We start from the raw sequence: 24634 nt of genomic DNA, 5'->3' as shown, positions 1-24634 counted from the left end.
GATTATGCGCGCTCCCGCAGGTGAGGGTCGGTCATGTCGCGGATGCCGTCGCCCAGCAGATTAAGGCCGAGCAGCGCGATCGAGATGGCGATGCCGCTCATGGTCAGCACCCAGGGCGCGCGGCTGAAGTACTCGCGCCCATCCGCCATCACCCCGCCGAGGGAAGGCGTGGGCGGCTGCACGCCGAGCCCGATGAAGCTGAGGCCGGCTTCCAGGATGATGGCAAAGGCCACGCCGACGCTCGCCTGCACAAGAATGGCCGCGGAGATATTCGGGAAAATCTCAGTCACCATGACCGTGATCGGCCGCCGGCCCATGAGACGCGCCGCCTGGACATAGGATTCCTCTTTCACCAGCAAGGTCGTATTGCGTGCGATACGCGTGAAGATCGGCAGGTAGACCAGCGCAATGGCCCCGATGATGTTAATTGAAGAGAAGCCGAAGAGCACCATCAGCAACATCGCAAGAATGAAGCTTGGAAATGCGAAAAGGAGATCGGCGACCCTCATGAAGACGGTATCGATCATGCCGCCGTGATAGCCGGACATGATCCCCATGAGACAGCCGGCGAGAGCCGCGATGGCGATCGCGGCGAAGCTTATGAGCAGGGATATCTGGCCTCCGGCCAGCACGCGTGCGAGCACGTCGCGGCCGAAGGAATCGGTGCCGAACGGATGGCTCCAGCTCGGCGGAGAAAGGATGGCCATGAAGTCCATGCTTTCGGGCGTATGCGGCAGGAGGTAAGGCCCCGCCACGACCGAGAAGACGACGAAGAACGTGATGAGCAGGCCCGCTGCCGCCGTTCTGTTGCGGAAGAACCGGCGAAGGGTCGTGGTGAGTTGCATGCGGCTGACCCCTAGCTTGACCGGCGCGGATCCAGGGCCGCGCAGATGAGATCAGTCATCATGTTGACGACGAGCACGATGAACAGGAATGTCACGGTGCAGGCCTGCAATACTGGAAAGTCACGGGCAAACGCCCCATCGACCATCAGTGATCCGATGCCGGGTATTCCGAAGATGCGCTCGACGACGACCACACCTCCCAGAATGTAGCGGATCTGCAGTCCGATCACTGTCAGATACGGCACGAGTGCATTGCGAAGCACGAAGTGCACGAAAATGAACTGGCCACGGAGGCCAAACGACTTGGCCGTGGTGACATAGGGCTTGTTCATGACGTCGATGAGCACGGCACGCAGGGTGCGCGCAAAGACCGCGGCCATGGGAGCCGCGATCGCAAAGGCAGGCAGAAAACCGAAATGAAGTGCCCGCAGAAAGTCATCGGCCGGCGAAACATAGCCGAACGTGGGAAATAATCCGAGATTGAGCGCCAGTCCGAAGATGAGGACATAGCTCAGCCAGAAATCCGGCATGGAGATGCCGAAGACCGCGATTGACGTCGCCACCGTATCAGCTGCGCGCCCGCGCTGCAGCGCGGCGATCGTGCCGAGTACGAGTGATATGACGACTGCTATCACGAGAGCATAAAGTCCAATGAAGACCGTAGCGGGTAGTTTTGTCAGAAGGAGCGTCGCGACGGGAACACCGCTGGCGAGTGCCAGCGATTGGCCGAAATTGCCCTGCAGCATTTGCGTGAGCCACGCGAGATACTGCACGTGGATGGGCGCATCGAGACCATGCGCGGCCCTGAAAGCCGCGATGGCATCGGGCGATGCCTGCTCGCCGAGGGCCGCCAGGGCAGGGTCACCGGGCGCGGCTTTCATGGTGAAGAACACCACGAGCGTGCCGACGAGCAATACGCCGGCGCTCCCGAGAACCCTTTTGGCGATATAGATGAAAAGGGCTTTCAGGCGCGCCATGCGCTCTCGGTGCAGCCCGGATTGCAGGGCAACGTCGGACATGAAGGCTTGCCTCAGGTCGTCTTGATGTTGATGAACTGGTCGCCGAAGTTCGAATAGGGCTTCTGAACAAAGCCGCTTACGCCCTTGCGCATCAGGTTATGGATATTGGATGTGAAGCACGGGATGAACGGCAGATCCTCCATCACGACCTTCTCGGCCTTATGGTAAAGCTCCACACGCTTAGCCTGGTCCATCTCGCGAGCGGCCGCCTCGATCAATGTGTCGGCTTCCGGGTTGGAATAGCCGCCGAAGTTTCGCCATCCCTTCGAGTGAAAAATGTCGTTGATGTATTCATCGGGATCCACCAGGCCGAGCCAGCCCCAGACCGAGCAGACAAAGTCACCGGATTGCTGACGTGCGTAAGCGGCGTTGGCGTCCGTGACTTCGACCGTGAACTTGGTGCCGAGGGTTTGGTTGACCTGCGCGACGAAGATCTCGGCAAACCGCTTCCACCAGCTTCCACCCCAGGTGACCACCGCCACCGCATGTTCGCCGGGCTTGTAGCGCGACTTTGCCATCTCAGCCTTCGCTGCAGTAGCGTCGAATAGCGTCTGCGGTGGACGAATATTCGAATAGTAATCACCGAGCAGCGGTGGGAAGATCCCGTGCGATGTGGCGCCTTCGCCAAAGATCACTGCATTGACCATCGCTTCGCGCTGGAAGGCCATGGATACGGCGCGCCGGAAATGGGGATCGTCGAAAGGCGCCTTTCTCAAGTTGATCGAGATGAAGCGCATATTCAGCCCTGGCTGCTTCAGGATCTTCGCGTTGGGATTTGTCGACAACTGCGGGACGTCGGCAGCAGGCACCGTGCTCGTCAGATCGATCTGGTTGCCGAGCAGTGCCGTAACGCCGCTCGATTCCTCGGCAATCAGCGGCACCTCAACGGTATCGATCGCCGGCGCGCCGCCAAAGTAGTCCTTGTGGGCGGCGAGCTTCAGCCCGGTGCCGGCCGACCAGGATTCGAGCTTATAGGGACCCGTACCGATAGGTTTGCGCGCGAAGGCTTCCGCGCCCATGGCCTCGACGGCCTTGCGGGGCACGATCTGCGTGCCGGTGCGCGAATTCGTGAGGAACGTCAGGAGTGGCGCAAAGGGGCGTTTCGTGTAGATCCGGACGGTCAGCGGATCGACGGCTTCCACGCGATCAACGGCCGCGACTTTCGCCCGGTTCGGCGATGCGAAGGATTCGTTGAGGATCCGCTCGATCGAGAACTTGACGTCGTCCGCGGTCATCTCGGACCCGTCGTGGAACTTGACGCCCTTGCGCAGCTTGAACTCGAGAGAGCCGTCCTCCAGGGTCTTGTAAGATTCCGCGAGGTCCGGGACGATATTCATCTTGTCGTCGAAGGTCAGCAGCCCGTTGTACAACGACCAGATGACGTAAAACTCAGGGATGAGCGTCGCCTTGCCCGGATCAAGCGTATTGATCACACTGTAACCGGTGATGGCGGCCCTCAAATGCGGGGCGGCGGCAAAAGCAACCCGCGCGTTCCCGCCCAGAACGCCTGCCGCGGCCATTGCGCCAATACCTTTGAACAGGGTGCGGCGCGGTACGGATATGCTCGAATTCATCCTCTGGCTCCTTGTTATTTAGACTTCCGGATTATTCTATTGAACGTCCCATCGCAGGCTTGGCTCCAGTCCGGCTCACCGGCGGTCCTCACGCCTGAGCGAGCCCGAGATTGCCTCGAAGTGTCGTTGCCTCGTAATCGGACCGGAAAAGTCCTCGCTTGCGCAGCTCCGGTATGACGAATGTCGCGAGATCGTCCATGCCCTGTGGCAGGATGGGGGGGCAGATGTTGAAGCCATCGGCTGCGCCCGTCTCGAACCAGTCCTGGAGATCGTCGACGATATCCTCGGCCGTTCCGATGAGATAGCGGCCGGTGTAGCCGGCAGCAACGTCCTCGTAGAGTTGTCGGATCGTGAGGTTTTCCCGGCGAGCTTTTGCCAGCAGATTGCCGCCTATGCTGATGCCGTCCGCGAAGAAATCAGACGGCAGTGGCTTGTCGAGATCATAGGCGGAGAGATCGCCGCAGAAATTGTAGAGGAGCGCAAGACCCGCGACAGGATCGATCAGCCGTTGCAACTCGTCGAACTTGGCCTGCGCTTCGGCCCTCGTCGCCGCGACATAGAGGGTGACGCCCGGCATGATCAGCGGCGCATCGCCCCGGCGACCGAATGAGGCGGCGCGGTCCTTGAGATCGCCGTAGAAGGTTCGCGCCTCGCCGATGTCCAGCGAATTCGTATAAACGACATGCGCGTGCTCGGCTGCAATGTCGCGGCCCTGCGATGACGCGCCGGCCTGCACGATGATGGGCTCCCCCTGTGGCGTCCGGCACGAATTCAAGGGCCCCCGGACCGCGAAGAATTTGCCTTTATGATTGAGAACATGGAGCTTGTCAGGGTCGTAAAACTGCCCCGACGCCTTGTCGTGAACGAAGGCATCCTCGTCCCAGCTGCTCCAGAGCCCTTTGACAACCTGCACAAATTCAGCGGCGCGGGCGTAGCGCTCATCCTTCTCGAGATTGGCGACGCGATTGAAGTTCTGCGCCTCCTGGTCGGACCACGAGGTGACGACGTTCCATCCGGCGCGGCCTTTGCTGATGTGATCGAGCGACGCGTATTTTCGCGCGACGTGGAATGGCTCGTTGTAGGTCGTCGACGCCGTGGCGACTAGGCCAATCCGGCTTGTACAGGCCGCAATAGCCGAGAGCAGGGTCAGCGGCTCCAGCTCCGCATTCTTCATGTCGCGGGACAAGGCGCCGGGTGGATTGTCGGAACCCCGCACAGCAACGCCGTCCGCGAAAAAGATCATGTCGAGCTTGGCGGCCTCGGCCTTGCGCGCGATATCGCGGTAGGTCTCGAACTCCACAAGGCTCGCGGGATGGAAATCGGGATGACGCCACGCGGCGATATGGTAGCCGAGGTAGCGCATCGACAACCCGAGCCGCATCTGCCGGGATGCATTCATCGTCGTTCCCCTTCATAGGCCGCCCATGTCTCTCAGTGAGAAGGCGTGGCCGGCGCGTAGTTCAAGCCTGGGATGGCGCGTCGTCACGGTCTCTGCCAGGCATTCCGTATACTGATATCCTATCGCGCTCTCGCGATAGCGCAAATGCATTTTTTACGAAGCAGACTCTTCGCTGCGTCTTTCGTGGCGGCTTTAAACCAATAACATACTAATAAAACGACATAAATGCCAGAACGCTGAGGCCAGTGAATTCGCTGAAGCTGACGAAAAGTGGCCTGAGCGCGCTTTCCGGATTGAGCCTTTCCCATCATTGAGTATACTAAAATAGCGCGACAACGGTTGTTCAGGAGCAGGGGCTCCGCGACGCCAGCGAAAGACAACGATGCACGATCTCAATGGGAACGATACGGCTAACGCCTCGCGCGGGGACCAAGCCTACGAGGGACTGAAAACCAGGATTTTGCGGCACGAGTTCCAGATGGGCGCGGTGCTCAAGGAAGACGAGGTCGCGTCTTGGTTCGGGGGAAGCCGCATTCCGGCGCGCGATGCCCTGCGGCGGCTGGAACAGGAGGGGCTTGTGGAGCGTGTCGGACGCCGTTATGCCGTTCGAACCTACTCTTACCCCGAAATTCTGGTGACTTATCGCCTCAGGGCAGCACTGGAACATCTCGCCGTGGAGCTCGCTGTCGCCCGTCGCAGTGCTGACGGGCTCGACCGTGTAGCGCAAATCCTCGAGCTGCAGCGCGTGTCCCTGCAAAACATCAGTCGCGGCGAGTTCAGCGATCTCGATACGGCCTTTCACCTGTCGATCGCGGAGATGAGCGAACAAGATATGCTGCAGCGTGAGTTGTCACTCATTCTCAATCGTGCCCGCCTGATCCGCACCAACGAACTGGCGATCGATGCCGGTCCGGAAGGCGCATATCGCGATCATTGCAGGATTTTTGCCGCTTTGCAGCGCGGAGATGCCGGCACTGCAAAGGCCGAGCTCGACTACCACTTTGCCACAACGGTTCGTCTGCACGCGATGTCTGCCGCGTCAAGCGCTACCCGGGATTCTACCAGATGAATTACGCAAACGACTGCATCAATACATTTCCGACACTATGGTCGGCGACTGTCAGGGAAGACGACCCCTCGCGCCCGCTGGATGGCGACACGACCTGCGATGTGGCGATCATCGGCGCGGGCTATACCGGCCTTTCCGCGGCCCTCGTTCTCGCCAGAGGCGGCGCCAGTGTCCGCGTGATCGAGGGCGGCTATCCCGGTTGGGGTGGTTCGGGACGCAACAGCGGTGCGGTCATCCGCGGCTTCAAGAGCAGCCGTTCCGGCCTGATCAAGGAGTTCGGCCCGCAGCGCGGTCGCGCCATGGCAGATTTCGGTGCGACCACCACCGACGTCGTCTATGATTTCATCAAAACCTATGACATTCAATGTGATCTGAAGCGCACCGGCTGGATCCTGCCGGCGCATAACACGGCGGGGCTGCGGCGAGTGGAGGAGCGCCAGCGCACCTGGACAGCCGATGGCATCGGCGGTCTGGACATGCTCTCGCGCGATGAGCTTGCCCGCATGCTCGGCTCCTCGGCCTATATCGGCGGCATGATCGATCACGAGGGCGCTTCCCTGAACCCTCTGGGCTACGCACGCGGGCTGGCGCGGGCTGCCATGGCGGAAGGCGCGGCGGTCTATCGTGAGACACCGGCGAAGATGGTCTTACGCGCGCCGCGCGGGTGGATCGTCGAGACATCCCGCGGCCGCGTAACGGCGCCGACAGTCATCATTGCGGCGGATGCGTATTCCAATGGGCTGAATGCGAGCGTCGAACGCACGATGGCGACCATCCACACCAATATAGTCGCCACAAAGCCGCTGCCGGCCGCGCTTGCGGCAGACATCCTGCCCGGTGAACAGGCCGTTTCGGATAGCCGTCGCATTCTCTATTATTGGCACAAGGATCCTTACGGGCGGGTGCTGTTCGGCACGCGCGGCACCTTGTCCGGTCCCCGGCAGCCGGAAGACTTCGCCCATGTCGAGACGGCGCTTGGCAAGATCTATCCGCAGCTTCGCGGCGCCGAGATCGAATTCCGCTGGTCAGGGAAGGTCGGGCTCACACGCGATTTCTTGCCGCATATCGACCAACCCGAGCCCGGGCTGTGGACCTCGCATGGCTATTGCGGTCGCGGCGTCGCCATGGCGAGCGCCTATGGCAAGCTGCTGGGCGAGACCATCTTGCAGGATCGCTCGCCGGCGACCCTCCCGGTCCCCAATACGCCGGCGCCGCGGATGCCGCCGGCACCCATTAGCGACCTCGGCATCGTCACGGTGACGCAGCTCTATCGGGTGATGGACATCTTCGCCTGACGAGCCGCGGCGGCGCTCGCGCGCCGCCTCATGCGGAGGCGGCTTGCGCAATCGCGGGCGCGTTCCGGGACGACCAGGCGTCAAGAATGCTCGCGGAATCGGTGACGATGCCGAGATGCGCCGCGATGATCGCGAGCGCGCCCTTCTCCATCGCCTCGTTGGTTCCCCGCACCAGGTCCTGCGGCACGGTCACGTTATAGCCGAGGTTGGAGGCATCGAATGCGGTGTTCAGCACGCAGCAGTCGGCGAGGCAACCGTCGAGCACCACGCTTTTCGTGCCGAGATTGCGCAGGAGAAAGTCGAGGTCGGTCGGAAAGAAGGCTGAAAGCCGCTTTTTGGTCTGGACGATCAGGTCTTTCTCATCGACGTGGGTGACGAATTCCGTCCAGCGGGTCCCCTCGATCGCGTGCTCATCCATATTGCGGATCTCACCCACATGGAGAGGAAACACCAGCCGCCAAGCGGCCTTCAGGCCGTTGACATCATCGACGCCGCCCTTGCGCAGGACGCTGCGGACATGGATGACGGGTACCCCGAGCTCGCGGGCCGCGGCATGAAAGGCATCGACCGCGCTGACGATCGCGCGGGCCCGCGGGGCCGGGCAGGGGCAATCGAGCGAATCCTCGAGATGCCCGCGATGCAGGTCGATCGAAACGATCGCCGTATTGCGGGCATCGAACCATGGCGCAAATTCGGGCCCGAGCTGTTGGGCCTTGCCCTCGATATAGGCTTTCATCCCTGTCTCCTCAGCGCTTTTCGCGATCATAGGGGATACCGAGTGCGGCCGGTGCCCGCAGCCGCGCGCGCAGCCCCGGGCGCGACATCACGATCAGAACGATCAGTGTCGTCAAATAGGGCAACATGTTGAGAAAGTGCGGGTCGATGAAGGCTTGCCCGCTTGCCTGCGCACGAAACCGGTAGGCATCGACGAGACCGAACAGAAGCGCGCCGAAGACCACCCAGCCTGGACGCCAGCTGGCGAAGATGACGATGGCAAGCGCGATCCAGCCGCGCCCGGCTGTCATGTTCTCGACCCAGGTCGGCGTGTTGATGACCGAGAGATAGGCGCCGCCAAGGGCGATCAGCGCGCCGCCGGCGATGATGTAGGCATAGCGCAACCCAACGACGGTGATGCCGAGAGAGTCCAATGTTTCCGGGCTCTCGCCGAGCGTCCTGAGGATGAGGCCGGGCCTAGTCTTGTAAAGGTAGAATGTGATGAGTCCGGCGATTGCAAAAGCCAGGAACACCATTGCATCCTGGTTGAAAATGATGACGCCAAGCCCCGGAATTCCGGCAATGGTAGAAGGCGCGTCGGCTGGGCCCCGCATCGGCAGGGCCTTGCCGACATAGGCCTGCCCGACGAAAGCGGACAGTCCGCTTCCAAGGATGGAGAAGGCGAGGCCGGTCACCACCTGGTCCAAGCGAAGTGTAACGACGCAAAAGGCGAAGGCAGCGCTGAAAAGGCCACCGCAGATGGCCGCGCCCACGAGCCCCATTGCGGTTGAGCCGAGCGCGAAGGTCATCACGAAACCGCAGACCGCGCCGACGAGCATGGTTCCTTCTATGCCGAGATTGAGGACCCCGGCGCGCTCGGTCAGAAGCTGTCCCAGGGCTGCGAAGAGGATCGGCGTCGCCGAGACGATGGCCGCCGCGAAGAGTAGTTCGATGTTCATGCGGGCGCTCCACGGACCAGGCGGATTCTGTAGCGCCCAAGGGTCACGCCGGCGAGCACCATGATCAGGAGCAAGGCTTGGAGAATCGTGCTGATCGACGAGGGAATGCGCGACACCTGCAGGCTGAACCCGCCGTTGAGGAGACCGGCATAAAGAATTGATACAAGGACGATGGGCAGGGCCCGGCCACCGCCAAGCCAGGCGACCAGGATCGCCATGAAGCCATAACCCGGCGACAGGCCGAGCTGCAGCCGCCCGGTCGAGGTCGAGAGTTCGACCGCGCCCGCCAGCCCAGCCAGGGCACCGGAGACGCACAGGACGGATAAGGTGACGGCCGCAGCGCTGATGCCGCCGTATCGTGCTGCCAGTGGCGCATCGCCGGACACCCTGAGCTCGTACCCCCAGCGTGTGCCATAGTCGACGATCCAGACAAACAAGGCAGCTGCTGCCAGGATCAGCAGGCCGCCGTTCAGACTGCCGAGAAGCGGGCCCATCTGGGCATTGTCGAGAATGGGCGGAGAGTAAGGAAAAGAGTAAGCCAACGGATCGGCCCATGGGCCACGGACGAGATAGCCGACCCACAACAAGCAGATATAATTAAGCATCAGCGTCGACAGAATTTCGTTAACGCCGAATGCCACCTTCAGGATTGCGGCGAGCGCTGCCCAGAAGGCGCCAGCCAGGATCCCTGCGCCAATGACGCAGGGAAGTGCGATCAGACTCGGCGTGTTCTCCGGTAACGCAAGGCCGACGGCTGTCGCGGCAAAGGCACCGAAGAAGAGTTGTCCCTCTGCGCCAATGTTCACAAGTCTGGCGCGCGCAGCAATCGCGATGCCCAGTGCGCATAGGCCGATCGGCACAGCCTTGTTCAAGGTGCCCTCGAATGCGGCTCGCGACCCGAAGCCGCCGCGGATGAGGGCAGCATAAGAGGTGAGCGGATCATGGCCGCTCAAGGCGATGACGAGGCCGCCCAACACAAGCGCAAGCATTGCGCCGATGGCGACGCGAGCCATCACTTCAAGCGGTTTGACGGTCTCAAGCCGAGGCTCTAGGCGAAGGCGCATGCGCATGGGGATCCTAGTGGGTCCGTGCCGCGGTCATCAACCGCCCGATGGCGTCCCTTTCGAACTGATGCGGTGCGAGATCGGCGACAACGCGCCCCGAGCTCATGACGAGGACGCGGGTCGCTATCTCCAGAGACTCGTCCAGTTCCTCGCTCGCCATGAGAACGGCGGTTCCTGCCGCCGCGCGCTGCGCAAGCGCCGCGCGGATCTGCGTGGCGGATGCGATATCGAGCCCGCGTGTGGGATAGCTTGCGACGATCAGAGATGGCTGGCTCGCTAGTTCCCGGCCAAGCACCACGCGCTGGAGATTGCCGCCCGAGAGACGTCTGGTCGCTGAACTCGGATCAGCTCTGACGTCGAAACTGTCCAGCACCGCGCGCGCGTGGAGCCTGACCTGGGAAGGCGCCAGCCAGGGCCCGAACGGGGGCCTGCGTTGCGCGCCAAGAAGCGCGTTATCTTCGAGGCTCAGTCCCGGCGCCAACGCAATCCCGAGATGGCGGGCAGGGATGAAGGCAAAGGCGCGTCTGCCGGCTCGTCTCGGCGCGTTGATCCGCCCGGATGTGTGGCGCAGCAGGCCTCCAATCGCGTCGAACAGTTCAGATTGACCGTTGCCGGTCACGCCGAGCACTGCGACGAGTTCCCCGCCATGCACGTCGAAGCTTACGTCGGAAACCACGGTTACTCCGTTGCGGGCGGCGATCGATACGTTCCGCAGTGACAGCTGCCGCTCGCCGGGTGCCGCGTGCGGTCTTTGCCCCGCGCGCACCACCCGCTTGCCGATGATGAGCTCGGCGATATCATCCCTCGTGAGGGTCTGGTTGGGGCCCTCGAAGACCACGCAGCCGCCGCGCATGACCACGAGATGGTCGGCGACATCCTCGATCTCGGCCAGCTTGTGCGAAATCAGGATGATGGAGCGGCCGGACGCCGCGATGCGTTTGACGATGGCGAAGAGCTGCTCGGTTTCCCTGGGCGACAGGACGGATGTCGGCTCGTCGAGAATGAGGAGCCGCGCGCCCTGCGCCAGGACACGCAGGATCTCCAGCTGCTGGCGCGCGGCGAGCGGCATCGTCCAGACCGGCGCCGCGAGATCGAGCTCAAAGCCGACCTCGCGCATCAGATCAGTGAGTGCGGCCGGGACCACGTGCCTTTGCAGGAAACGGCCGCGATCGGTCGCCAGCGAAATGTTCTCATAGCCGGTCAAAGTATCCACGAGCTTGAACTGCTGATGGACCATCCCGACCCCCGCAGTGACGGCTGCCGCGGGCGAACCGAGTTCCATGGGTTGTCCGTCGATCAGTATGCGGCCTGCCTCGGGCAGATAGAGGCCGCAGACCGCATTCATGATGGTGGATTTTCCGGCCCCGTTCTCGCCCAGCAGAGCGACGACACTGCCCGCCGGCACTGCGAACGAGACGTCGCTGTTGGCCAGCACGTCGCCGAAGGACTTGGTGACATGCTCGACCTTGAGGACGGGCAAGCCCGCTGGCTTGCCCGCATGCTCACGGCTGAGGGCGGCGGCGACAATCACTTCTTTCCTACCGTGCCGTTGACGCCTTCGACGAGCCAGAGAACCTTCTGGACATCGGTGAGGGAAAGCGTCCCGCCCTCCGGGACCATCACCTTACCGTCGTTGGATTTCAGCGGACCCTTCCAGTAATCCAGCTTGCCGTCGATGATGGCCTGCTTCTTTTCATTGACGAGGGCGACGACATCCTCCGGAATGGCCTTGTTGAACGGCGCGAGGCTGATCACATCGTCATCGAGACCGCCGAAGTAATCTCCGGGCTTGAAGGTGCCGTCCTTCACGCTGGTGATGGCCTTTTTGTAATACTGGCACCAGTCCCACATCGTCCCGGTCAGGACTCGGTCGCCGGCGATCTTCGACAGGTCGGCTTCGGAGCCGATCGCCCATGCGCCTTTCTCGGCTGCGCCCTGGGCGGCCGAGCCGGTGTCCTGATGCTGCGCGATGACGTCGTTGCCCGCCTCGGCCAGCGCGACCGCGGCCTGCTTTTCCGCCGGCGGATCAAACCACGAAAGGGTCCAGACGACATTGACCTCAGCCTTGGGGTTGACCGACCGCACGCCGAGCGTGAAGGCGTTGATGCCGGCCAGTACGGAGGGCTTGGGATGGGCGGCGACGAAGCCGATCTTGTTGGATTTCGTCATCTTGCCGGCGACGATGCCGGTGAGATAGCGGCCATCCCACAACTTGCCGTAGTAGGTCTGGATATTGGCGTTCGGCGCTATCCCCGGACCAATATTGAAGAAGAACTTATCAGGATTCTGCTTGGCGACCTGCTGCGTAAAGGGCTGGTAGCCGAAAGCTGTTCCGAAGATGACGTTATAGCCCTGCGAGATGAAATCGCGTTCAATACGCACGACATCGGGGCCTTCGGCGACCGACTCCACGAATGAGGTCGGAATGCCAGCGTTCTCAAGGCAAAGACGGGCTTCGTCATGGCGGAAGGTCCAGCCATTGTCGGCGCGCGGGCCGACATAGAGGAAAGCCGCCTTGATATCGGCCGCGGCTGCCGGGCTTACGGCGGCCAATCCTATGACGCCGGAGAGAATTGCGGCGACGACATTGCTCCTGGATCGTTGTGTGATCATAGCCTTGCTCCACCTCGTTTTTGTATTTTTCAAATTTCTTTAGAAAATTTCAATATGATTACGCCTCAACTCGCCGGCAGCGCAAGTGCCTTTTGTGGGCATCGGTCAATCATCTTGCGAACGATGCCCTATGGATCGGCGATGCCGTGATCCAGCGCGCCCGCCGCCAGGAACAGGGCGAGCAGCTTGTAGTAGCCGGCGATCGCCACGACTTCGCTCGCGGCCGGGGAGCCGACGAGCCCGACCAGGTCCCTCAAGCTGTCCTGATTGACCTTGCAATTCAGGACGGCGTCCCGGCAGAGCGCTATGATGACCTGATACTCGGGCGTGGCGGCATCGGCGGGCCGGCCCGATGCGGCCGCTGCGATCGTCGCCTCCGGCACGCCAAGGTCACGCGCGATTGGGAGGTGGTAGTCCCATTCATAGCCCGAGCCGAAGGCCGCGGCTGTCGCGAGGATTGCTATCTCACGCAGGGCAGGGGCAAGCGCTCCCGAGAAGCGTATCGCCGCGCCGACCGACTGGATGGCATGCGCGAGCTCCGGCACATCGAGCATGGCGAGAAACGGCAGCGGCACGCCTGCGCGCGGCCCGGATGCGATGGCATCATGGACTTCGCGCTGCCTGGGCGTCATCTCCGCGACGTCGCGGACCCCGATCAGCATCTCCGTTCTCCTCCTCAGCGCCCGTCCGGCCCGCCGGACATCATCCCTGAAGCAATCTGCCGCGGACCGAAAATGGCCTTGGCGACGTCACCGACCGCTTCGACATCTTCCGGGATGCCCTGGAAGCAGACGATCCGGCAGGGGCAGGCTTCAAGGCCTTCGTAGCGCCAGGGAAAAGCCCCGATTACGGCGCGCTGGTTGAGCATGAGCTCGATATCGCCGCCCACATTCTCGGCATGGATCAAGCCTTCCTGGAAGGCCTGCGAATGGAAGGGGAAATAGTCCTCCACCACCTTGCGGCCGGAACGCTTGTGCACATAGCTGTTCTTGCCGAAGAATTCGTCGCAGCTCATGCCGACCTGGGCTTCGAACTGCTTAGCGAGATCAGGACGCATGCGGCGGATCGTCGTGTTCATGGCGTGGTCGCCTGACCCGCAGTCGATACCGAACCATTTGATCTTCTTGGCGAGCATCCAGTCGAGAAGCTCCTGCTTGCCGCCCGGATGCATGCAGAAATACTTCACGAGATCCTGCTGCGGCTTGCCTTCCCAGTAGCGATGCCAGCCGGTGTGGATGATGAGGATGTCGCCTTCCTTCACATCGACGGGCGCGCTCTCGATCATCTCGGGCGTGATGACGGCCCAGTCGTCCATATGCGCGGACACGTCCACGACCGCTCCGGGGCCGACCAGGAAGTCGAGCGGATAGGAAGCCATGTCGCCCATGCCGTCGGTGCCGTGCATGGCGCCGTCGATATGCGTCCCGACATGGAGCGCCGAGTCGATGCGCTGCGCGACGATGTGGATCGTCTGGAGGTTCTGGGCATAGTACATCTTGTTGCCCGCATATCCCACCCAGCCCGGCGTATGGACATTCATGAGATGGGAAAGGTCGATGATCTTCATCAGTCGGCTCCAGATTTGGATGGATCAGAGCATTTTCGTGCGAAGCGAAACCGGTCCGCGAAGAAAATGCATGGAATAGAAATCTAGAGAATTGCCGGTGAATACTGCCTCACCGGCAATGCTCTAGTGAGCGCGTCGCACGAATAGAGATGCGAGCCAGGATTTCAGGACGGAGAGGATGAGGCCAAAACCGCTGATCGGCTTGGCGGCTGCCGGTGCCGTGGCGGCGGCGCCCGATGTGGCGCCCGTCGCTCGCGCTAAGGGCGCCTCCCGCGTCGTGTGGACTGCTTCGCCGGGTGCGGCACCCTCCGCGAGTTCCGCCTCGGCGTTGCGCACGAAATCAGCGACCAGCACGTTGGCAACCTCATTAATGATGCCCGTGCGGCCGAACTGCGCGATGGCGCCTGAGAGTTGCACATCAGCGTCGACGACGACCTTGGTCTTGTCTCCTTCCGCGAAGAGACGGCAATCCATGATCATCTTGCCACGGCTTGCGCCTTTTTTGTCGACACCTTTGCCTTCGACATGGACAGACTTGGCGATATCGTCATAAACGACATCTGCTTCACCCTCGAAGCTGGCCTGAAAGGGGCCGATCTTTGATGAAACCTTGCCGGTATGTTTCCCGTCTTCTTTCGGGCCGAGGTATTCCGCGCCCGGCAGGCAGCGCGCGACGCCGGGGACATCCTGGAAAAAACTCCATACGGCGGGCATCGGACGAGCCACGGTGAATTCCTGCGCGATCTTCATGGCTGATACCTTCTCTGAGACCGACCTGTGAACGGCGGGCTTTCAGGGCGCACGGAAGGGCCACCTCGACTGAGGGGGACGCCTTGCCCAGCACCGGGCTGCCGTCACACAAAATCTGGCTATCCTCCGGCAACAATTCCTCTGTCCCTTGGAATATACCTCCAAGGTTTCGATGACGGTACGCACCAACAGATCAACGAATAACGCAGAGCGTCAGGAATCCTGAAGATCCGATGATGCGTCTGGTTCGTTTCAACTGCCGCGTTGCAATTCTGATCAGAATAACCGCATCACTTAGAGTGTTCGTCCCCCGGTGGTGATGCCGTAAACGTCTGTTCGTCTGTCCTCCCGTGGCTTCACTCGCTCCGTCCGCACCAGGGCGGCCTGAGCGATTGCAGGATCCATGGGGGCGACAACCGTCGCCTCGGTGTCTTCGGGCAATGGCCCCGCCAGAATTCGTCCATAGGGATCGGCGACAAGTGAGGAGCCGAGAAAGGCGATGTCGCCCGCCGCCCCACCCTGCGAGGCGCAAGCGATATAGACCTGATTGAGATTGGCCTGCACGATCGCGCCGCGCGCTTGGCCGATCAGGCCGTCGCCATCGCGGTCGACCTTGTCGAAGCCTCGCACCCAGGCCGTCGGGACAGCGATGAGCTCAGCGCCCTGCAGCGCCAGAACGCGCATGACCTCCACGAAGCGCAGGTCATAGCAGACGCACAGGCCGATCCGTCCGAAGGGCGTCGACGCCACGCCAAGGCCGCGGTCTCCCGGCGTGAAGACGAGCTTCTCAGCATCGAAGAGATGAAGCTTCCGGTAATGCAGCAGGAGGCCATCCGGCCCGACGAGGAGGGCGGAATTGTAAAGACGCCCATCGTGGCTTTCGCAGAAGCCGCCTGCGATCACCACGCCGAGACGCCGGGCCGCCTCGGTCCAGGCCGACAGCGTCGGTCCGTCGCAAGGCTCGGCCGCGGCCGACAGATCATCCTGGTTCAGGGTGTAACCGGAGATCGCGAGCTCGGGCAGGACGATGACACGGGCGCCGTCAGCGGCCGCGTTCTCGATCAGCCGCAGGCTGCGCTCCCGGTTCTCCCGGGCTTGGCCGGCCAAGGCGGTGAACTGGACGGCTGCGACGGATGACGTCATGCCGGCTGTTCCGCGTCCGCCGGCAGGGCGCCGACCGCCTTGAGCAGGGGGACATCCGCCGGGCTCGGGCCGCCGACGCTGACGATCTCGACACCGCGATCTGCGGCGACGGCGTGCTTGACGCCAACGGGCACGTGGACGACGCAACCCGCGTGGAACGGGAGCTTGATGTCATTCGTGTAGTCGTAAGCGGTCCCCTCGCCCTCGAGGATAAAGATCGTGTCCTCCGAGAGCGTGTGGACATGCGGCGTGTTTGCTTCGCCGGCTTCCAGCCGTACATAATTCAGGTTCGCATGCCAGGCGCCGGTCCCCGGCCAGATCACAAACCGGGCGTCCTTGGAAATGAGCGGGAGACGTAAAGAAGGATTGTCACGGTGAAAAATCCGGATGGCCATCAAACCGCCTCCCCGGCTTGGGTGAGATGAGCGTAGAGTTGCGGATCGGCGGGGCACGGGCCTCCTATCAGCTTCAGACCCGCTGTTTGAGTGGCCTCGAACCGATAGCGGTCTCCCTTGTCGATATGAACCATAGCGCCCTCAACGAGGGGCATTCGCTCGCCGGAACGCAGATCTGCGATAATCCCGGAGCCTGCGGCCACGTAATAGGCGCTGTCGGAGGGATGAACGAGTGCAACGGTCTGATCATTCGGCTCAAGTTCGAGTACCTGAAAAGTGCGATAGAGCGCACCGTTCCCGGGCCACATCACGGCTTTGGCGCGGCCTGAACCAATGATGATCGGGAGATCGGGACAGTCGATCGCGCTATTCACGACGCGGACTGTGTTATGGGATTGGAGGCAAGCCACGGCTTCAATTTCCGTTTGAATATTATTCACGTATTTTAGTATGATCAAAATCAAACGCTGTGCAAGCGCTATTCGTCTTTCGAGGCGCGCTTGGTGAAACGCCCGTTAGAAGATCGAGGATACGGCCATCGTGAGTGAGCCCTTGCTGAACCCCCAGGATGATCCCGCCGGGACGACTGCGAGCACGCTCGCGGCCATCGGACTTCGCATTCGTGAAGTGCGACTCGCGCGCAACATGACATTGCAGGCCCTCGCCGATGCCTGCGGTTTGAGTGCTTCGATGCTCAGCCTGGTCGAGCGTGGCCGGGCGTCTCCGTCGATCGGATCGTTGATCGTCATCGCTAACGCCTTGGGCGTGCAGATGTCGGACTTTATCGTTGATCAGGCTCTCGATGACGAAAAGCTGGTGGTCAGCAGTGCCGATCAAAGAGTTATCGAGACTGCGGCCCATGTGATCCGAAGGTTGATCAAGGAAGACCGCGCACGCGGCGTCTCGATCGCACTGAATGAATACGCACCTCATACCGGCGCGACGGAAAAGCCCATCACTCACGATGGCTTTGAATATGGTTTCGTTCTCGAAGGGAAGCTCACCGTCGAGGTCGATGGAACCTTGCATGTGGTTGAGCGCGGCGACCTTATTTCCTACAGTTCGCGCCGTCCCCATCGCATCTGGAACCACGGCAAGGAACAAGTTCGCACCCTCTGGATCAATTTGCAGCGCGATTAAGGTCAATCGATATCCAGTAGTCCCCACGGGATTGGAGCGAGAAACTCGGTCTGATTCCAGAAACGGCGAAGCCGTTGCCCGGGCTCCGGAATACTGCCGCTTCAGCGTCGCAGCAGGGTATGGAGCCGGCTTGGTGCGATCGGCAGGCTGGTGATCAGTCCCGGTCGGCCAAGCGCGTCATCGACGGCGGCCGCGATGGCTGCGCCGACCGCGGTAATCCCGCCTTCGCCGGCGCCCTTGACGCCGAGCGGGTTCTGGGGGCTCGGCGCATCCTCGCGCAGCAGCACCTCCACCGGCGGCATCTCATGGCAGGTCGGCATGAGATAATCGGCAAAGCTGGTGGCGAGCGGCTGGCCTTCCTCGCTATAGACGAACTCCTCCAGAAGCGCGCCGCCGATGCCCTGCGCTGCGGCGCCGACGATCTGCCCCTCGATGAGCATGGGGTTGATCGCGCGTCCGACGTCATAGGCAACGAGATAACGCTCCACATGGATGCCGCAGAGCGCTTCATCCACCCGCACCTGCGCGACATGGATGCCGTAGGGGTAGTTCATGTGATCGGCGCGGAAGAGGCCCTCGGCGTCGAGGTCTTCGCCGGATTGCGCGGCGATTTCGGCAAGGCCGATCGTCGCGCCCGAATCGCGCGACACCACGCGTCCCATCTCGAGCGTGAGCGCGCCGATGTCGGCCTGCAGCAGGGGCGCGGCGAGCGCGATCGCCTTTTCCTTGAGGGCTTCGGAGGCCATCTTCACGGCCGAGCCCGTCATCACCGTGACGCGGGAGGCGAAGGCGCCGAAGCCGATCGAGATGCGATCGGTCTGGCCGTGGATCACCCGGATCCGCTCGATGGGCACGCCGAGCACGTCAGAGCAGATCTGGGCCATCACGGTTTCGATGCCCTGGCCCACGGAGGCTGCGCCGGTGATGATCTCGATCGTATCATCGGACTGGACCGACATCGTCACGAGGTCATGGGGGCCGAGGCCGCTCTTCTCGACGAAGAAGGCAATGCCGAGGCCGACCGCCTCGCCGGTCGCGCGCCTGCGGGCGAAATCCGCCTTGAGGTCGGGGTAGCCGATGCGGGCAAGGGTGCGATCAAGCAGATCGTGATACTTGCCCGAATCATAGAGCACATGCGTGCCGAGCGCCTCGATGCCGCGGTCGAACGGCATCCGATCCTCGGGGATGAGGTTGACCCGGCGTACCTCCATCGGGTCGAGCCCGAGCCTGGCGGCGATCGCGTCCATCAACCGCTCCCGAACGAAGGTCGTCTCGTAGCGGCCGGGTGCGCGATAGGTGCCGGAGGGCGTCTTGTTGGTCAGCCGGATATGGCCTTCCACATGATAGGCCGGAATAAGATAGGGGCCGGGCAGGAGAGCCGCGGCGAGGTCCGACACCGTGCCGCCGTGGGTGCGGACATAGCCCCCCTGGTCGGTGTAGAAGGTGTCCACGAGCCCGCGTACGAAGCCGTTCGCATCGACGGCTGCCTTGAGGCGGTGCACCTGGTCGCGCGAATGGTTCGCCGCCATCAGATGCTCGCGCCGGTCCTCCACCCATTTGACGGGGACGCCGAGCCGGTGGGCGGCGGCGCAGACCAGCACGTCTTCCGGATAGAGCTCGCCGCGAATGCCGAAGCCGCCGCCGACATGGCCCTCGCTGAGCCGCACCTGCTCCGGCTTCAGGCCCAGCATGCGGGCGATGCTGTCGCGGTTATAGTGCGGCACCTTGGCCGCGCCATACATGGTGAGCACGCCCGTCTCCGGGTCGTGCACGGCGAGCGCGCCGCGCGCCTCCAGCGGCACGCCCGTATGGCGCCCGACCTTCAGCTCCATCTCGATGACGGCGGCGGCGCCCGCGAAGGCCGCCTCCATGTCGCCGTAGGATTTGGTGATGACCGCGGGCTCGCTGAGGAGCGCGGGATCACGCTCGGGCATGAAGCCGACCGGGTCGGCGGTTGCATCGAGGCAGGGCGTTTCCTCCTCGATATCGCAGAAGACGAGCTCGGCCGCGTCCTCGGCCGTATAGGGATCCTCGGCGAAGACCGCGACGACGGGATCGCCGACATAACGCACGTAGTCGCGCGCCAGGACATGCTGCCGATAGGGTTCGAGCCCGGCGATCCGGGTCATGCGGAAGTCGATCGGCGGGAGATCGGCAATGTCCGCTGCGGTCCAGACGGCGATGACGCCCGGCAGCGACTTCGCGTCCTCCGTCTCGATAGCAAGGATACGGCCGAAGGCGATCGGCGAGCGCACGATGCGCATATGCACCTGACCGTCGGCGCGGTTGTCGGCGGCGAAACGCCCTTCCCCGGTGAGGAGCGGGCGATCCTCCAGCCGCTTCAGCGATCGGCCGATGGCGGACATGCACGCATCTCGTTTGCAGCAAGACAGACCGACTTGATGATGTTCTGATAGCCGGTGCAGCGGCAGAGGTTCGACGACAGGATATCGCGGATCTCCTCCTCGCTGAGATCGGGATCCGCCTCCAGCGCGCCCGCGGCCAGCATCAGGAAGCCCGGCGTGCAGAAGCCGCATTGCAGCCCGTGGTTCTCCCAGAACGCCTTTTGCAGCGGATGTAGCACATCGCCCTTCGCGAGGCCTTCGACGGTCCGCACAGCACGGCCTTCCGCCTGCACCGCGAACATCAGGCAGGAGCGCACGGGCTTGTCATCGACCAGAACCGTGCAGGCGCCGCAGACCCCGTGCTCGCAGCCAAGATGCGTCCCCGTGAGCCCGCAATCGTCGCGCAACGCATCGGCGAGCGTGCGCCGCGGCTCGACGGTAAGGCTGTAGTCCTTGCCGTTCACCGTGAGCGTGATGTCATGCTTGTTAGCCATGGGCGTTCCGTTCGGCCTCGCGGATCAGCTTGCGGATATGTTGCGGAGTGGCGGGGATCTGGAAGATCTCGACCCCAAAGGGCGACAGCGCATCGACCGTGGCGTTGATGATCGCGGCAGGCGCGCCGATCGCGCCGCCTTCGCCGACGCCCTTGGCCTTGGTGATCGTCGCGTCAGAGAGCGTCACGAGATGCTCGATCTCGATCTTCGGCACCTCGGCGATGGTCGGCGGCAGGTAATCGGCGAGCGAGACGGTGAGGAGATTGCCGGTCTCATCGTAGACCAGCTCCTCGAACAACGCGTTGGCGATGCCTTGGGCGACGCCCCCATGGATCTGCCCGTCGACGATCATCGGATTGATCAGGACGCCGGCATCCTCGGCGACGACGAAGCGCTCGATCTTCACGCCGCCCGTCTCGATATCGACCTCGACGATGCAGGCGTGGCAGGCGTTGGAGAACGTGCCGCCGGGATCGTAGGTGGCATTCTCGATGAGGCCGGGGCCAGCTTGGCCGAAGCGATGGCTCTGGTGATAGGAGGCCCGTGCTACCTCGGGGATGGGCAGGGACTGGTTGGTGCCCGTGACACGCGCCAGCCCGTCCTCCAGCACGACCTGATCCTCGTCAGCCTGCATCATCACCGCGGCGACGGAGCGCAGCCGTGTCGCCACCTTGCCGGCGGCGAGCTTGCAGGCTCCGCCGGCGATCACCATCGAGCGGCTGGCGAAGGTGCCCCAGCCATAGGGGGTCGCGTCGGTATCGCCGGAGATGACCTTGACCTTGCCGGGTTCCACGCCGAGCTCGTCGGCGATGAGCTGCGCAAGCGCCGTCTTCAACCCCTGCCCGTGCGGCGAGGAGCCGATCCGTGCCTCGACGAAGCCGGAGGGATCCATTGCGCAGGAGACGATTTCATAGCCGGGGACGATGTTCATGCCGCGCGCGGCATAGGCGGGCGTGCCATAACCGGTGCGCTCGCTGAACACGGAAAAGCCGATGCCGAGATATCGTCCCGCGGCGCGCGCCTCCCGCTGACGGGCACGGAAGCCGGTGAGATCGATGGCCTCGACGGCGCGGTCCATGGCTTCCTTGTAGCTGCCCTCATCGTAGACGAGGCCGGTCGGCGAGCGGTGCGGGAAAGTGTCGATGAGGTTGCGGCGGCGGATCTCGATGGGATCGATGCCGAGCCGTTTGGCCGCGACGTCCATCATTCGCTCCATGGTGAGCGTCAGCATCGGCCTCGAGACGCCGCGATAGGGCGCCATCATGCCGGTATTGGTGGTCACGCCGCGTGAGCGGACGCCATATTCCGCGACCTTGTAGGGCCCCGGCAACTCGGCCAGCGCCATCAGTGGTTCCACGCCGCAGGTCACGGGATAGCAGGAGAAGGCGCCGACGTTGCTTTTCAGGTCGGCGTCGATCCCGAGCAAGGTGCCATCCTTGGCGAAGGCGCCGCGGACGCGGAAGGACTGGTCGCGGCTGTGGGACGAGGCCAGGAAGTTTTCCCGGCGGTCCTCGATCCAGGCGACGTCGCGTTCGAGCTTCCGCGCCAGCCAGACGAGCACCACATATTCGGGGAACAGCGACATCTTCTGGCCGAAGCCACCGCCGACATCCGGCGCCACGACCCTCAGATCGGCTTCCGGCATCTGCAGCACGTCGGCGAGGCCCGTGCGCAGCATATGCGGCATCTGCACCGAGGCGTAGAGGGTCACGCGCCCGGATATACGATCGTATTGCGCCACGCCGCCGCGCCCTTCGAGCGGCATCGCCGATTGCCGGCCTGACCGCAAGTCGAGGGACACGATCTCGGCGGCATCGGTGAAGGCGGCATCGAGGCCGGGGCTGCGCAGCACACCCTCGACGAGGACATTGCCGGGCGCGTGGGCGTGGACAGCGGTCGCGCCCTCCGCGAGCGCCGTGTCCATATCGACGATGGCATCTTCGGCGTCGATGTCGGCAAAGACCTGCTCGGCGAGATCTTCCGCCAGGCTTTGGTCTTCCGCGACCACGACGGCAAGCGCCTGGCCGCAGAACATCACCCTGTCCCTGGCTAGGATGGGCTGTTCGACCGCGATATAGTCCGGCCGGTGCAGGATGGGGCAAATCGGCTTTACCCCGGCAAGGTCCGCTGCCGTGAAAACGAGCTCCCCGTCCGGCACGTCGATGCTGAGGATGCGCCCGGCGGCAACCGGGCTGCGCACGAATTTCACGGAGGCGGCCCCGCGCGCCAGATCCGCGACATAGCGTCCACGCCCCATCAGGAGCGAGGGATCTTCGAGACGCGGCAGGGATCGGCCGATCCAGCTCATGCCGCAGCCTCCGTCAAGGCCCTGAGGACGACGGTTCTGATGAGATCGCTGCGATAGTCCGCGGAGGCGTGGATATCCTCGCTCGGCTTGATCGCCGCCCGGGCGGCGGCCGCCACGTCCTCGAACAGTGGGCGCGAGGGTTCTCTGCCGACGAGTTCGTTCTCGAGGGCATGCAGGCGGATCGCCCGGTCCGCGACACCGCCGACGCCTAGGCGCGCCGCAGCGATGCGCCCATTCTCCAGCTTCAGCGCGACGAGCGACATTGCCAACGCGAAATCGCCGGCCCGCCGCGCAAATTCATAGAAGCCGCTGCGCCAGCCGTCGCCCAGCAGCGGCAGCCGCGCCTCGGCCAGAAGATCCTGCGGACCGACGGCGGTGGTGAAGGTGCCCTTGAAGAAGTCGCCGGCGCGGCAGCGCCGTTCGCCGCCCGCATTCTCGATGAGCATTTCGGCATCGAGCGTCGTCGCCACCAGGCACCATTCGGACGCCGGATCGGCATGGGCGAGGCTGCCGGTGAACGTGCCGCGCTGGCGAATGGGATAATGCGCGATATGCCGGACGACCTTGGTCAAGAGCTCACCGAGCGGGCCGGGCACGGTCGGCTTGTGGAAGGCGGCGTGGCGTGTCAGCGCGCCGATGGCGAGGGTGTCGCCCGACGGCGTGAGATAGTCGAGTTCTTTTGTCCCATTGATGTCGATGAGCACCTCGGGCCGTGCCAGACGGAAGTTCATCGCGGCGACCAGGCTCTGGCCGCCTGCCAGGATCTTCCCGTCATCGCCGTGCTCGGCAAGGGCGGCGACGATTTCGGCGCGCGATCCCGGTCTGATGTAGTCGAATGACGCAGGCTTCATGAGTCGTGTTCGGTCCCGAATGATGGCGCAGGGAGCATCCAGCTACCTTCAGCCCTTGCCGGGCCGCCTATTTCGTTCCTTGCGCTCTGCGCGCAACCCTCTGTCTTGGCAGCGCCCTTTCGCGCCTTCATATTGCGGCATCGATCCTAGGAGATTTTTGAATATTAGCAAGATGAATTGAAAAATAATAAAATTCCAAGCCATAGCTCGGCAAGCCTGCGTGTGTGCCTTTTCGGCTGAAGGTATTGCGATCAAATAGTTTCCAGGCCCTTTGCCTGCTATTCTCGCGGGTTCGAGTGCGTTGAAAATGTCCAAAGGCTAAGCCGCAGGTGACCGCTACGGATGGCGCGGCTATCGTGTGGCGGTGAATGGATGGGTTCCGACCATGATGTTGCGTCTCGAAAACTTGCTCGTTGGCTCCGTCCACCCACTCGGGCAGACCGGGACGTCGAGCGGCATCGACAAGCGCCCGGTGGACGGCCCGCTGCGGCTGGGCTTCGAAGGCTTTGAAGGTGACGCGCAGGGGGATCGCCGGCATCATGGCGGGCCGGACAAGGCCGTTCACCACTATCCCTTCGAGCATTACGCGGCCTGGCGCGCGGAGATCGGGAACGGTGCCCTTCTCGCCCGGCCCGGTGCCTTCGGCGAGAACCTCTCGATCACGGGCCTTGATGAGGCGACGGTGGCCATTGGCGACGTGTTTCGGCTGGGCAGCGCCGTGGTGGAGGTGTCGCAGGGACGCCAGCCCTGCTGGAAGCTCAATGTCCGCTTCGGCGTCGACGACATGGCGTTGCGCGTGCAGACGAGCGGCAGGACGGGCTGGTATTATCGCGTCATCGAGACTGGCGTTGTCAAACCGGGCGACAGCCTCGTCCTACTCGACCGCCACTTGCCAGAATGGACGATAAGGCGGCTGTGGCGGCTGTTGTATGTCACGCCGCTCGATGAAGAGGAGTTGACCGCGATGGCCGATCTGCCGGGCCTGCCGGACAGCTGGCGGCGGCTTGCCGAGCGCCGCCTCTCGACGCGCGCGGTGGAGGACTGGACATCGCGCCTCTTTGGCGCGGCGCCTGCCCGAACGGAATAAAGC

The 24634-nt window shown here is 63.1% G+C and carries 23 protein-coding genes; 4 read left to right on the top strand and 19 right to left on the bottom strand.

The annotated features are described in order from the left end of the window. Positions 1-2 precede the first annotated feature (2 nt). The 4 genes from KIO76_RS20825 to KIO76_RS20810 all read right to left on the bottom strand — a co-directional run bounded on the left by KIO76_RS20825 (position 3) and on the right by KIO76_RS20810 (position 4837). A complete protein-coding gene (locus KIO76_RS20825) occupies positions 3-845 on the bottom strand; it encodes an ABC transporter permease (RefSeq protein WP_213325517.1) in 843 nt (280 codons plus the stop codon). 11 nt (positions 846-856) lie between these two features. Beyond that, positions 857-1864: an ABC transporter permease gene (locus KIO76_RS20820; protein WP_213325516.1), complete on the bottom strand. Its 1008-nt coding sequence runs from the start codon at positions 1862-1864 to the stop codon at positions 857-859. A gap of 11 nt (positions 1865-1875) precedes the next feature. Then, entirely contained in the window at positions 1876-3438 is a 1563-nt protein-coding gene (locus tag KIO76_RS20815) for an ABC transporter substrate-binding protein (protein WP_213325515.1), read from the bottom strand. 88 nt (positions 3439-3526) lie between these two features. Beyond that, positions 3527-4837, bottom strand: a complete 1311-nt coding sequence (locus KIO76_RS20810; RefSeq protein WP_213325514.1) for an LLM class flavin-dependent oxidoreductase — start codon at positions 4835-4837, stop codon at positions 3527-3529. Between the two features lie 382 nt (positions 4838-5219). On the opposite strand from KIO76_RS20810, the gene KIO76_RS20805 reads away from it, so the two are divergent. Together KIO76_RS20805 and KIO76_RS20800 are read left to right on the top strand one after the other, a co-directional pair. Then, positions 5220-5906 (top strand): GntR family transcriptional regulator, encoded by a 687-nt coding sequence (locus KIO76_RS20805; protein ID WP_283771506.1) that lies wholly within the window; start codon positions 5220-5222, stop codon positions 5904-5906. Further along, on the top strand, positions 5903-7201 hold the full coding sequence (locus KIO76_RS20800; protein ID WP_213325512.1) for an NAD(P)/FAD-dependent oxidoreductase: 1299 nt from the start codon (positions 5903-5905) through the stop codon (positions 7199-7201). The genes KIO76_RS20805 and KIO76_RS20800 overlap by 4 nt, the downstream gene beginning before the upstream one ends. A 28-nt stretch (positions 7202-7229) precedes the next feature. Here the strand turns inward: KIO76_RS20800 and KIO76_RS20795 are convergent, their stop codons facing one another. The 11 genes from KIO76_RS20795 to KIO76_RS20745 all read right to left on the bottom strand — a co-directional run bounded on the left by KIO76_RS20795 (position 7230) and on the right by KIO76_RS20745 (position 16816). Further along, a complete protein-coding gene (locus KIO76_RS20795; protein WP_213325511.1) occupies positions 7230-7937 on the bottom strand; it encodes a cysteine hydrolase family protein in 708 nt (235 codons plus the stop codon). A 10-nt stretch (positions 7938-7947) separates the two neighbouring features. Beyond that, positions 7948-8874, bottom strand: coding sequence for an ABC transporter permease (locus KIO76_RS20790; RefSeq protein ID WP_213325510.1), 927 nt, complete (start codon positions 8872-8874; stop codon positions 7948-7950). Continuing rightward, positions 8871-9938 (bottom strand): ABC transporter permease, encoded by a 1068-nt coding sequence (locus KIO76_RS20785; RefSeq protein WP_213325509.1) that lies wholly within the window; start codon positions 9936-9938, stop codon positions 8871-8873. Before KIO76_RS20785 ends, KIO76_RS20790 begins: the two co-directional genes overlap by 4 nt. 13 nt (positions 9939-9951) lie before the next feature. Further along, positions 9952-11469: an ABC transporter ATP-binding protein gene (locus KIO76_RS20780; RefSeq protein WP_213325508.1), complete on the bottom strand. Its 1518-nt coding sequence runs from the start codon at positions 11467-11469 to the stop codon at positions 9952-9954. After that, positions 11466-12551, bottom strand: coding sequence for a BMP family ABC transporter substrate-binding protein (locus tag KIO76_RS20775; RefSeq protein WP_213325507.1), 1086 nt, complete (start codon positions 12549-12551; stop codon positions 11466-11468). The genes KIO76_RS20780 and KIO76_RS20775 overlap by 4 nt, the downstream gene beginning before the upstream one ends. Positions 12552-12679: 128 nt before the next feature. After that, on the bottom strand, positions 12680-13213 hold the full coding sequence (locus KIO76_RS20770) for a carboxymuconolactone decarboxylase family protein (RefSeq protein ID WP_213325506.1): 534 nt from the start codon (positions 13211-13213) through the stop codon (positions 12680-12682). A gap of 14 nt (positions 13214-13227) precedes the next feature. Next, positions 13228-14118, bottom strand: a complete 891-nt coding sequence (locus tag KIO76_RS20765; RefSeq protein ID WP_213325505.1) for a cyclase family protein — start codon at positions 14116-14118, stop codon at positions 13228-13230. Between the two features lie 123 nt (positions 14119-14241). Then, entirely contained in the window at positions 14242-14868 is a 627-nt protein-coding gene (locus KIO76_RS20760; RefSeq protein WP_213325504.1) for an SRPBCC family protein, read from the bottom strand. 294 nt (positions 14869-15162) lie between these two features. Next, the gene (locus KIO76_RS20755; protein WP_213325503.1) at positions 15163-16011 is read right to left on the bottom strand and encodes a nitrilase-related carbon-nitrogen hydrolase; all 849 of its coding nucleotides are present in this window, start codon (positions 16009-16011) and stop codon (positions 15163-15165) included. After that, on the bottom strand, positions 16008-16406 hold the full coding sequence (locus tag KIO76_RS20750) for a cupin domain-containing protein (protein ID WP_213325502.1): 399 nt from the start codon (positions 16404-16406) through the stop codon (positions 16008-16010). Before KIO76_RS20750 ends, KIO76_RS20755 begins: the two co-directional genes overlap by 4 nt. Continuing rightward, on the bottom strand, positions 16406-16816 hold the full coding sequence (locus KIO76_RS20745) for a cupin domain-containing protein (protein WP_213325501.1): 411 nt from the start codon (positions 16814-16816) through the stop codon (positions 16406-16408). The genes KIO76_RS20750 and KIO76_RS20745 overlap by 1 nt, the downstream gene beginning before the upstream one ends. Positions 16817-16946: 130 nt before the next feature. Here KIO76_RS20745 and KIO76_RS20740 point away from each other — a divergent pair, with 130 nt between their 5' ends. Next, positions 16947-17546, top strand: coding sequence for a cupin domain-containing protein (locus KIO76_RS20740; RefSeq protein WP_213325500.1), 600 nt, complete (start codon positions 16947-16949; stop codon positions 17544-17546). A gap of 101 nt (positions 17547-17647) precedes the next feature. Here KIO76_RS20740 and KIO76_RS20735 read toward each other — a convergent pair whose 3' ends face one another. The 4 genes from KIO76_RS20735 to KIO76_RS20720 are packed head-to-tail and all read right to left on the bottom strand — an operon-like array spanning position 17648 to position 23544. After that, entirely contained in the window at positions 17648-19912 is a 2265-nt protein-coding gene (locus tag KIO76_RS20735; protein WP_213325499.1) for a xanthine dehydrogenase family protein molybdopterin-binding subunit, read from the bottom strand. Continuing rightward, a complete protein-coding gene (locus KIO76_RS20730) occupies positions 19888-20385 on the bottom strand; it encodes a (2Fe-2S)-binding protein (protein WP_213325498.1) in 498 nt (165 codons plus the stop codon). Before KIO76_RS20730 ends, KIO76_RS20735 begins: the two co-directional genes overlap by 25 nt. Continuing rightward, on the bottom strand, positions 20378-22693 hold the full coding sequence (locus tag KIO76_RS20725) for a xanthine dehydrogenase family protein molybdopterin-binding subunit (protein WP_213325497.1): 2316 nt from the start codon (positions 22691-22693) through the stop codon (positions 20378-20380). The genes KIO76_RS20730 and KIO76_RS20725 overlap by 8 nt, the downstream gene beginning before the upstream one ends. Next, complete coding sequence (locus tag KIO76_RS20720; RefSeq protein ID WP_213325496.1) at positions 22690-23544, bottom strand: FAD binding domain-containing protein; 855 nt, start codon at positions 23542-23544, stop codon at positions 22690-22692. The genes KIO76_RS20725 and KIO76_RS20720 overlap by 4 nt, the downstream gene beginning before the upstream one ends. Positions 23545-23929: 385 nt before the next feature. On the opposite strand from KIO76_RS20720, the gene KIO76_RS20715 reads away from it, so the two are divergent. Beyond that, entirely contained in the window at positions 23930-24631 is a 702-nt protein-coding gene (locus tag KIO76_RS20715) for an MOSC domain-containing protein (RefSeq protein ID WP_213325495.1), read from the top strand. The last annotated feature ends 3 nt before the right edge of the window (positions 24632-24634 follow it).

This window comes from Chelatococcus sp. YT9 (genome assembly GCF_018398315.1).
Lineage (GTDB): Bacteria > Pseudomonadota > Alphaproteobacteria > Rhizobiales > Beijerinckiaceae > Chelatococcus.
The sequence above is the reverse complement of the archived record's forward strand: the minus strand, read 5'-3'. Positions and strand labels throughout refer to the sequence as shown.

Coding starts and splice junctions, on each gene's coding strand:
- KIO76_RS20825 (WP_213325517.1), bottom strand. CDS start 845: ATGCAACTCACCACGACCCTTCGCCGGTTCTTCCGCAACAGAACGGCG.
- KIO76_RS20820 (WP_213325516.1), bottom strand. CDS start 1,864: ATGTCCGACGTTGCCCTGCAATCCGGGCTGCACCGAGAGCGCATGGCG.
- KIO76_RS20815 (WP_213325515.1), bottom strand. CDS start 3,438: ATGAATTCGAGCATATCCGTACCGCGCCGCACCCTGTTCAAAGGTATT.
- KIO76_RS20810 (WP_213325514.1), bottom strand. CDS start 4,837: ATGAATGCATCCCGGCAGATGCGGCTCGGGTTGTCGATGCGCTACCTC.
- KIO76_RS20805 (WP_283771506.1), top strand. CDS start 5,220: ATGCACGATCTCAATGGGAACGATACGGCTAACGCCTCGCGCGGGGAC.
- KIO76_RS20800 (WP_213325512.1), top strand. CDS start 5,903: ATGAATTACGCAAACGACTGCATCAATACATTTCCGACACTATGGTCG.
- KIO76_RS20795 (WP_213325511.1), bottom strand. CDS start 7,937: ATGAAAGCCTATATCGAGGGCAAGGCCCAACAGCTCGGGCCCGAATTT.
- KIO76_RS20790 (WP_213325510.1), bottom strand. CDS start 8,874: ATGAACATCGAACTACTCTTCGCGGCGGCCATCGTCTCGGCGACGCCG.
- KIO76_RS20785 (WP_213325509.1), bottom strand. CDS start 9,938: ATGCGCCTTCGCCTAGAGCCTCGGCTTGAGACCGTCAAACCGCTTGAA.
- KIO76_RS20775 (WP_213325507.1), bottom strand. CDS start 12,551: ATGATCACACAACGATCCAGGAGCAATGTCGTCGCCGCAATTCTCTCC.
- KIO76_RS20770 (WP_213325506.1), bottom strand. CDS start 13,213: ATGCTGATCGGGGTCCGCGACGTCGCGGAGATGACGCCCAGGCAGCGC.
- KIO76_RS20765 (WP_213325505.1), bottom strand. CDS start 14,118: ATGAAGATCATCGACCTTTCCCATCTCATGAATGTCCATACGCCGGGC.
- KIO76_RS20760 (WP_213325504.1), bottom strand. CDS start 14,868: ATGAAGATCGCGCAGGAATTCACCGTGGCTCGTCCGATGCCCGCCGTA.
- KIO76_RS20755 (WP_213325503.1), bottom strand. CDS start 16,011: ATGACGTCATCCGTCGCAGCCGTCCAGTTCACCGCCTTGGCCGGCCAA.
- KIO76_RS20750 (WP_213325502.1), bottom strand. CDS start 16,406: ATGGCCATCCGGATTTTTCACCGTGACAATCCTTCTTTACGTCTCCCG.
- KIO76_RS20735 (WP_213325499.1), bottom strand. CDS start 19,912: ATGTCCGCCATCGGCCGATCGCTGAAGCGGCTGGAGGATCGCCCGCTC.
- KIO76_RS20730 (WP_213325498.1), bottom strand. CDS start 20,385: ATGGCTAACAAGCATGACATCACGCTCACGGTGAACGGCAAGGACTAC.
- KIO76_RS20725 (WP_213325497.1), bottom strand. CDS start 22,693: ATGAGCTGGATCGGCCGATCCCTGCCGCGTCTCGAAGATCCCTCGCTC.
- KIO76_RS20720 (WP_213325496.1), bottom strand. CDS start 23,544: ATGAAGCCTGCGTCATTCGACTACATCAGACCGGGATCGCGCGCCGAA.
- KIO76_RS20715 (WP_213325495.1), top strand. CDS start 23,930: ATGATGTTGCGTCTCGAAAACTTGCTCGTTGGCTCCGTCCACCCACTC.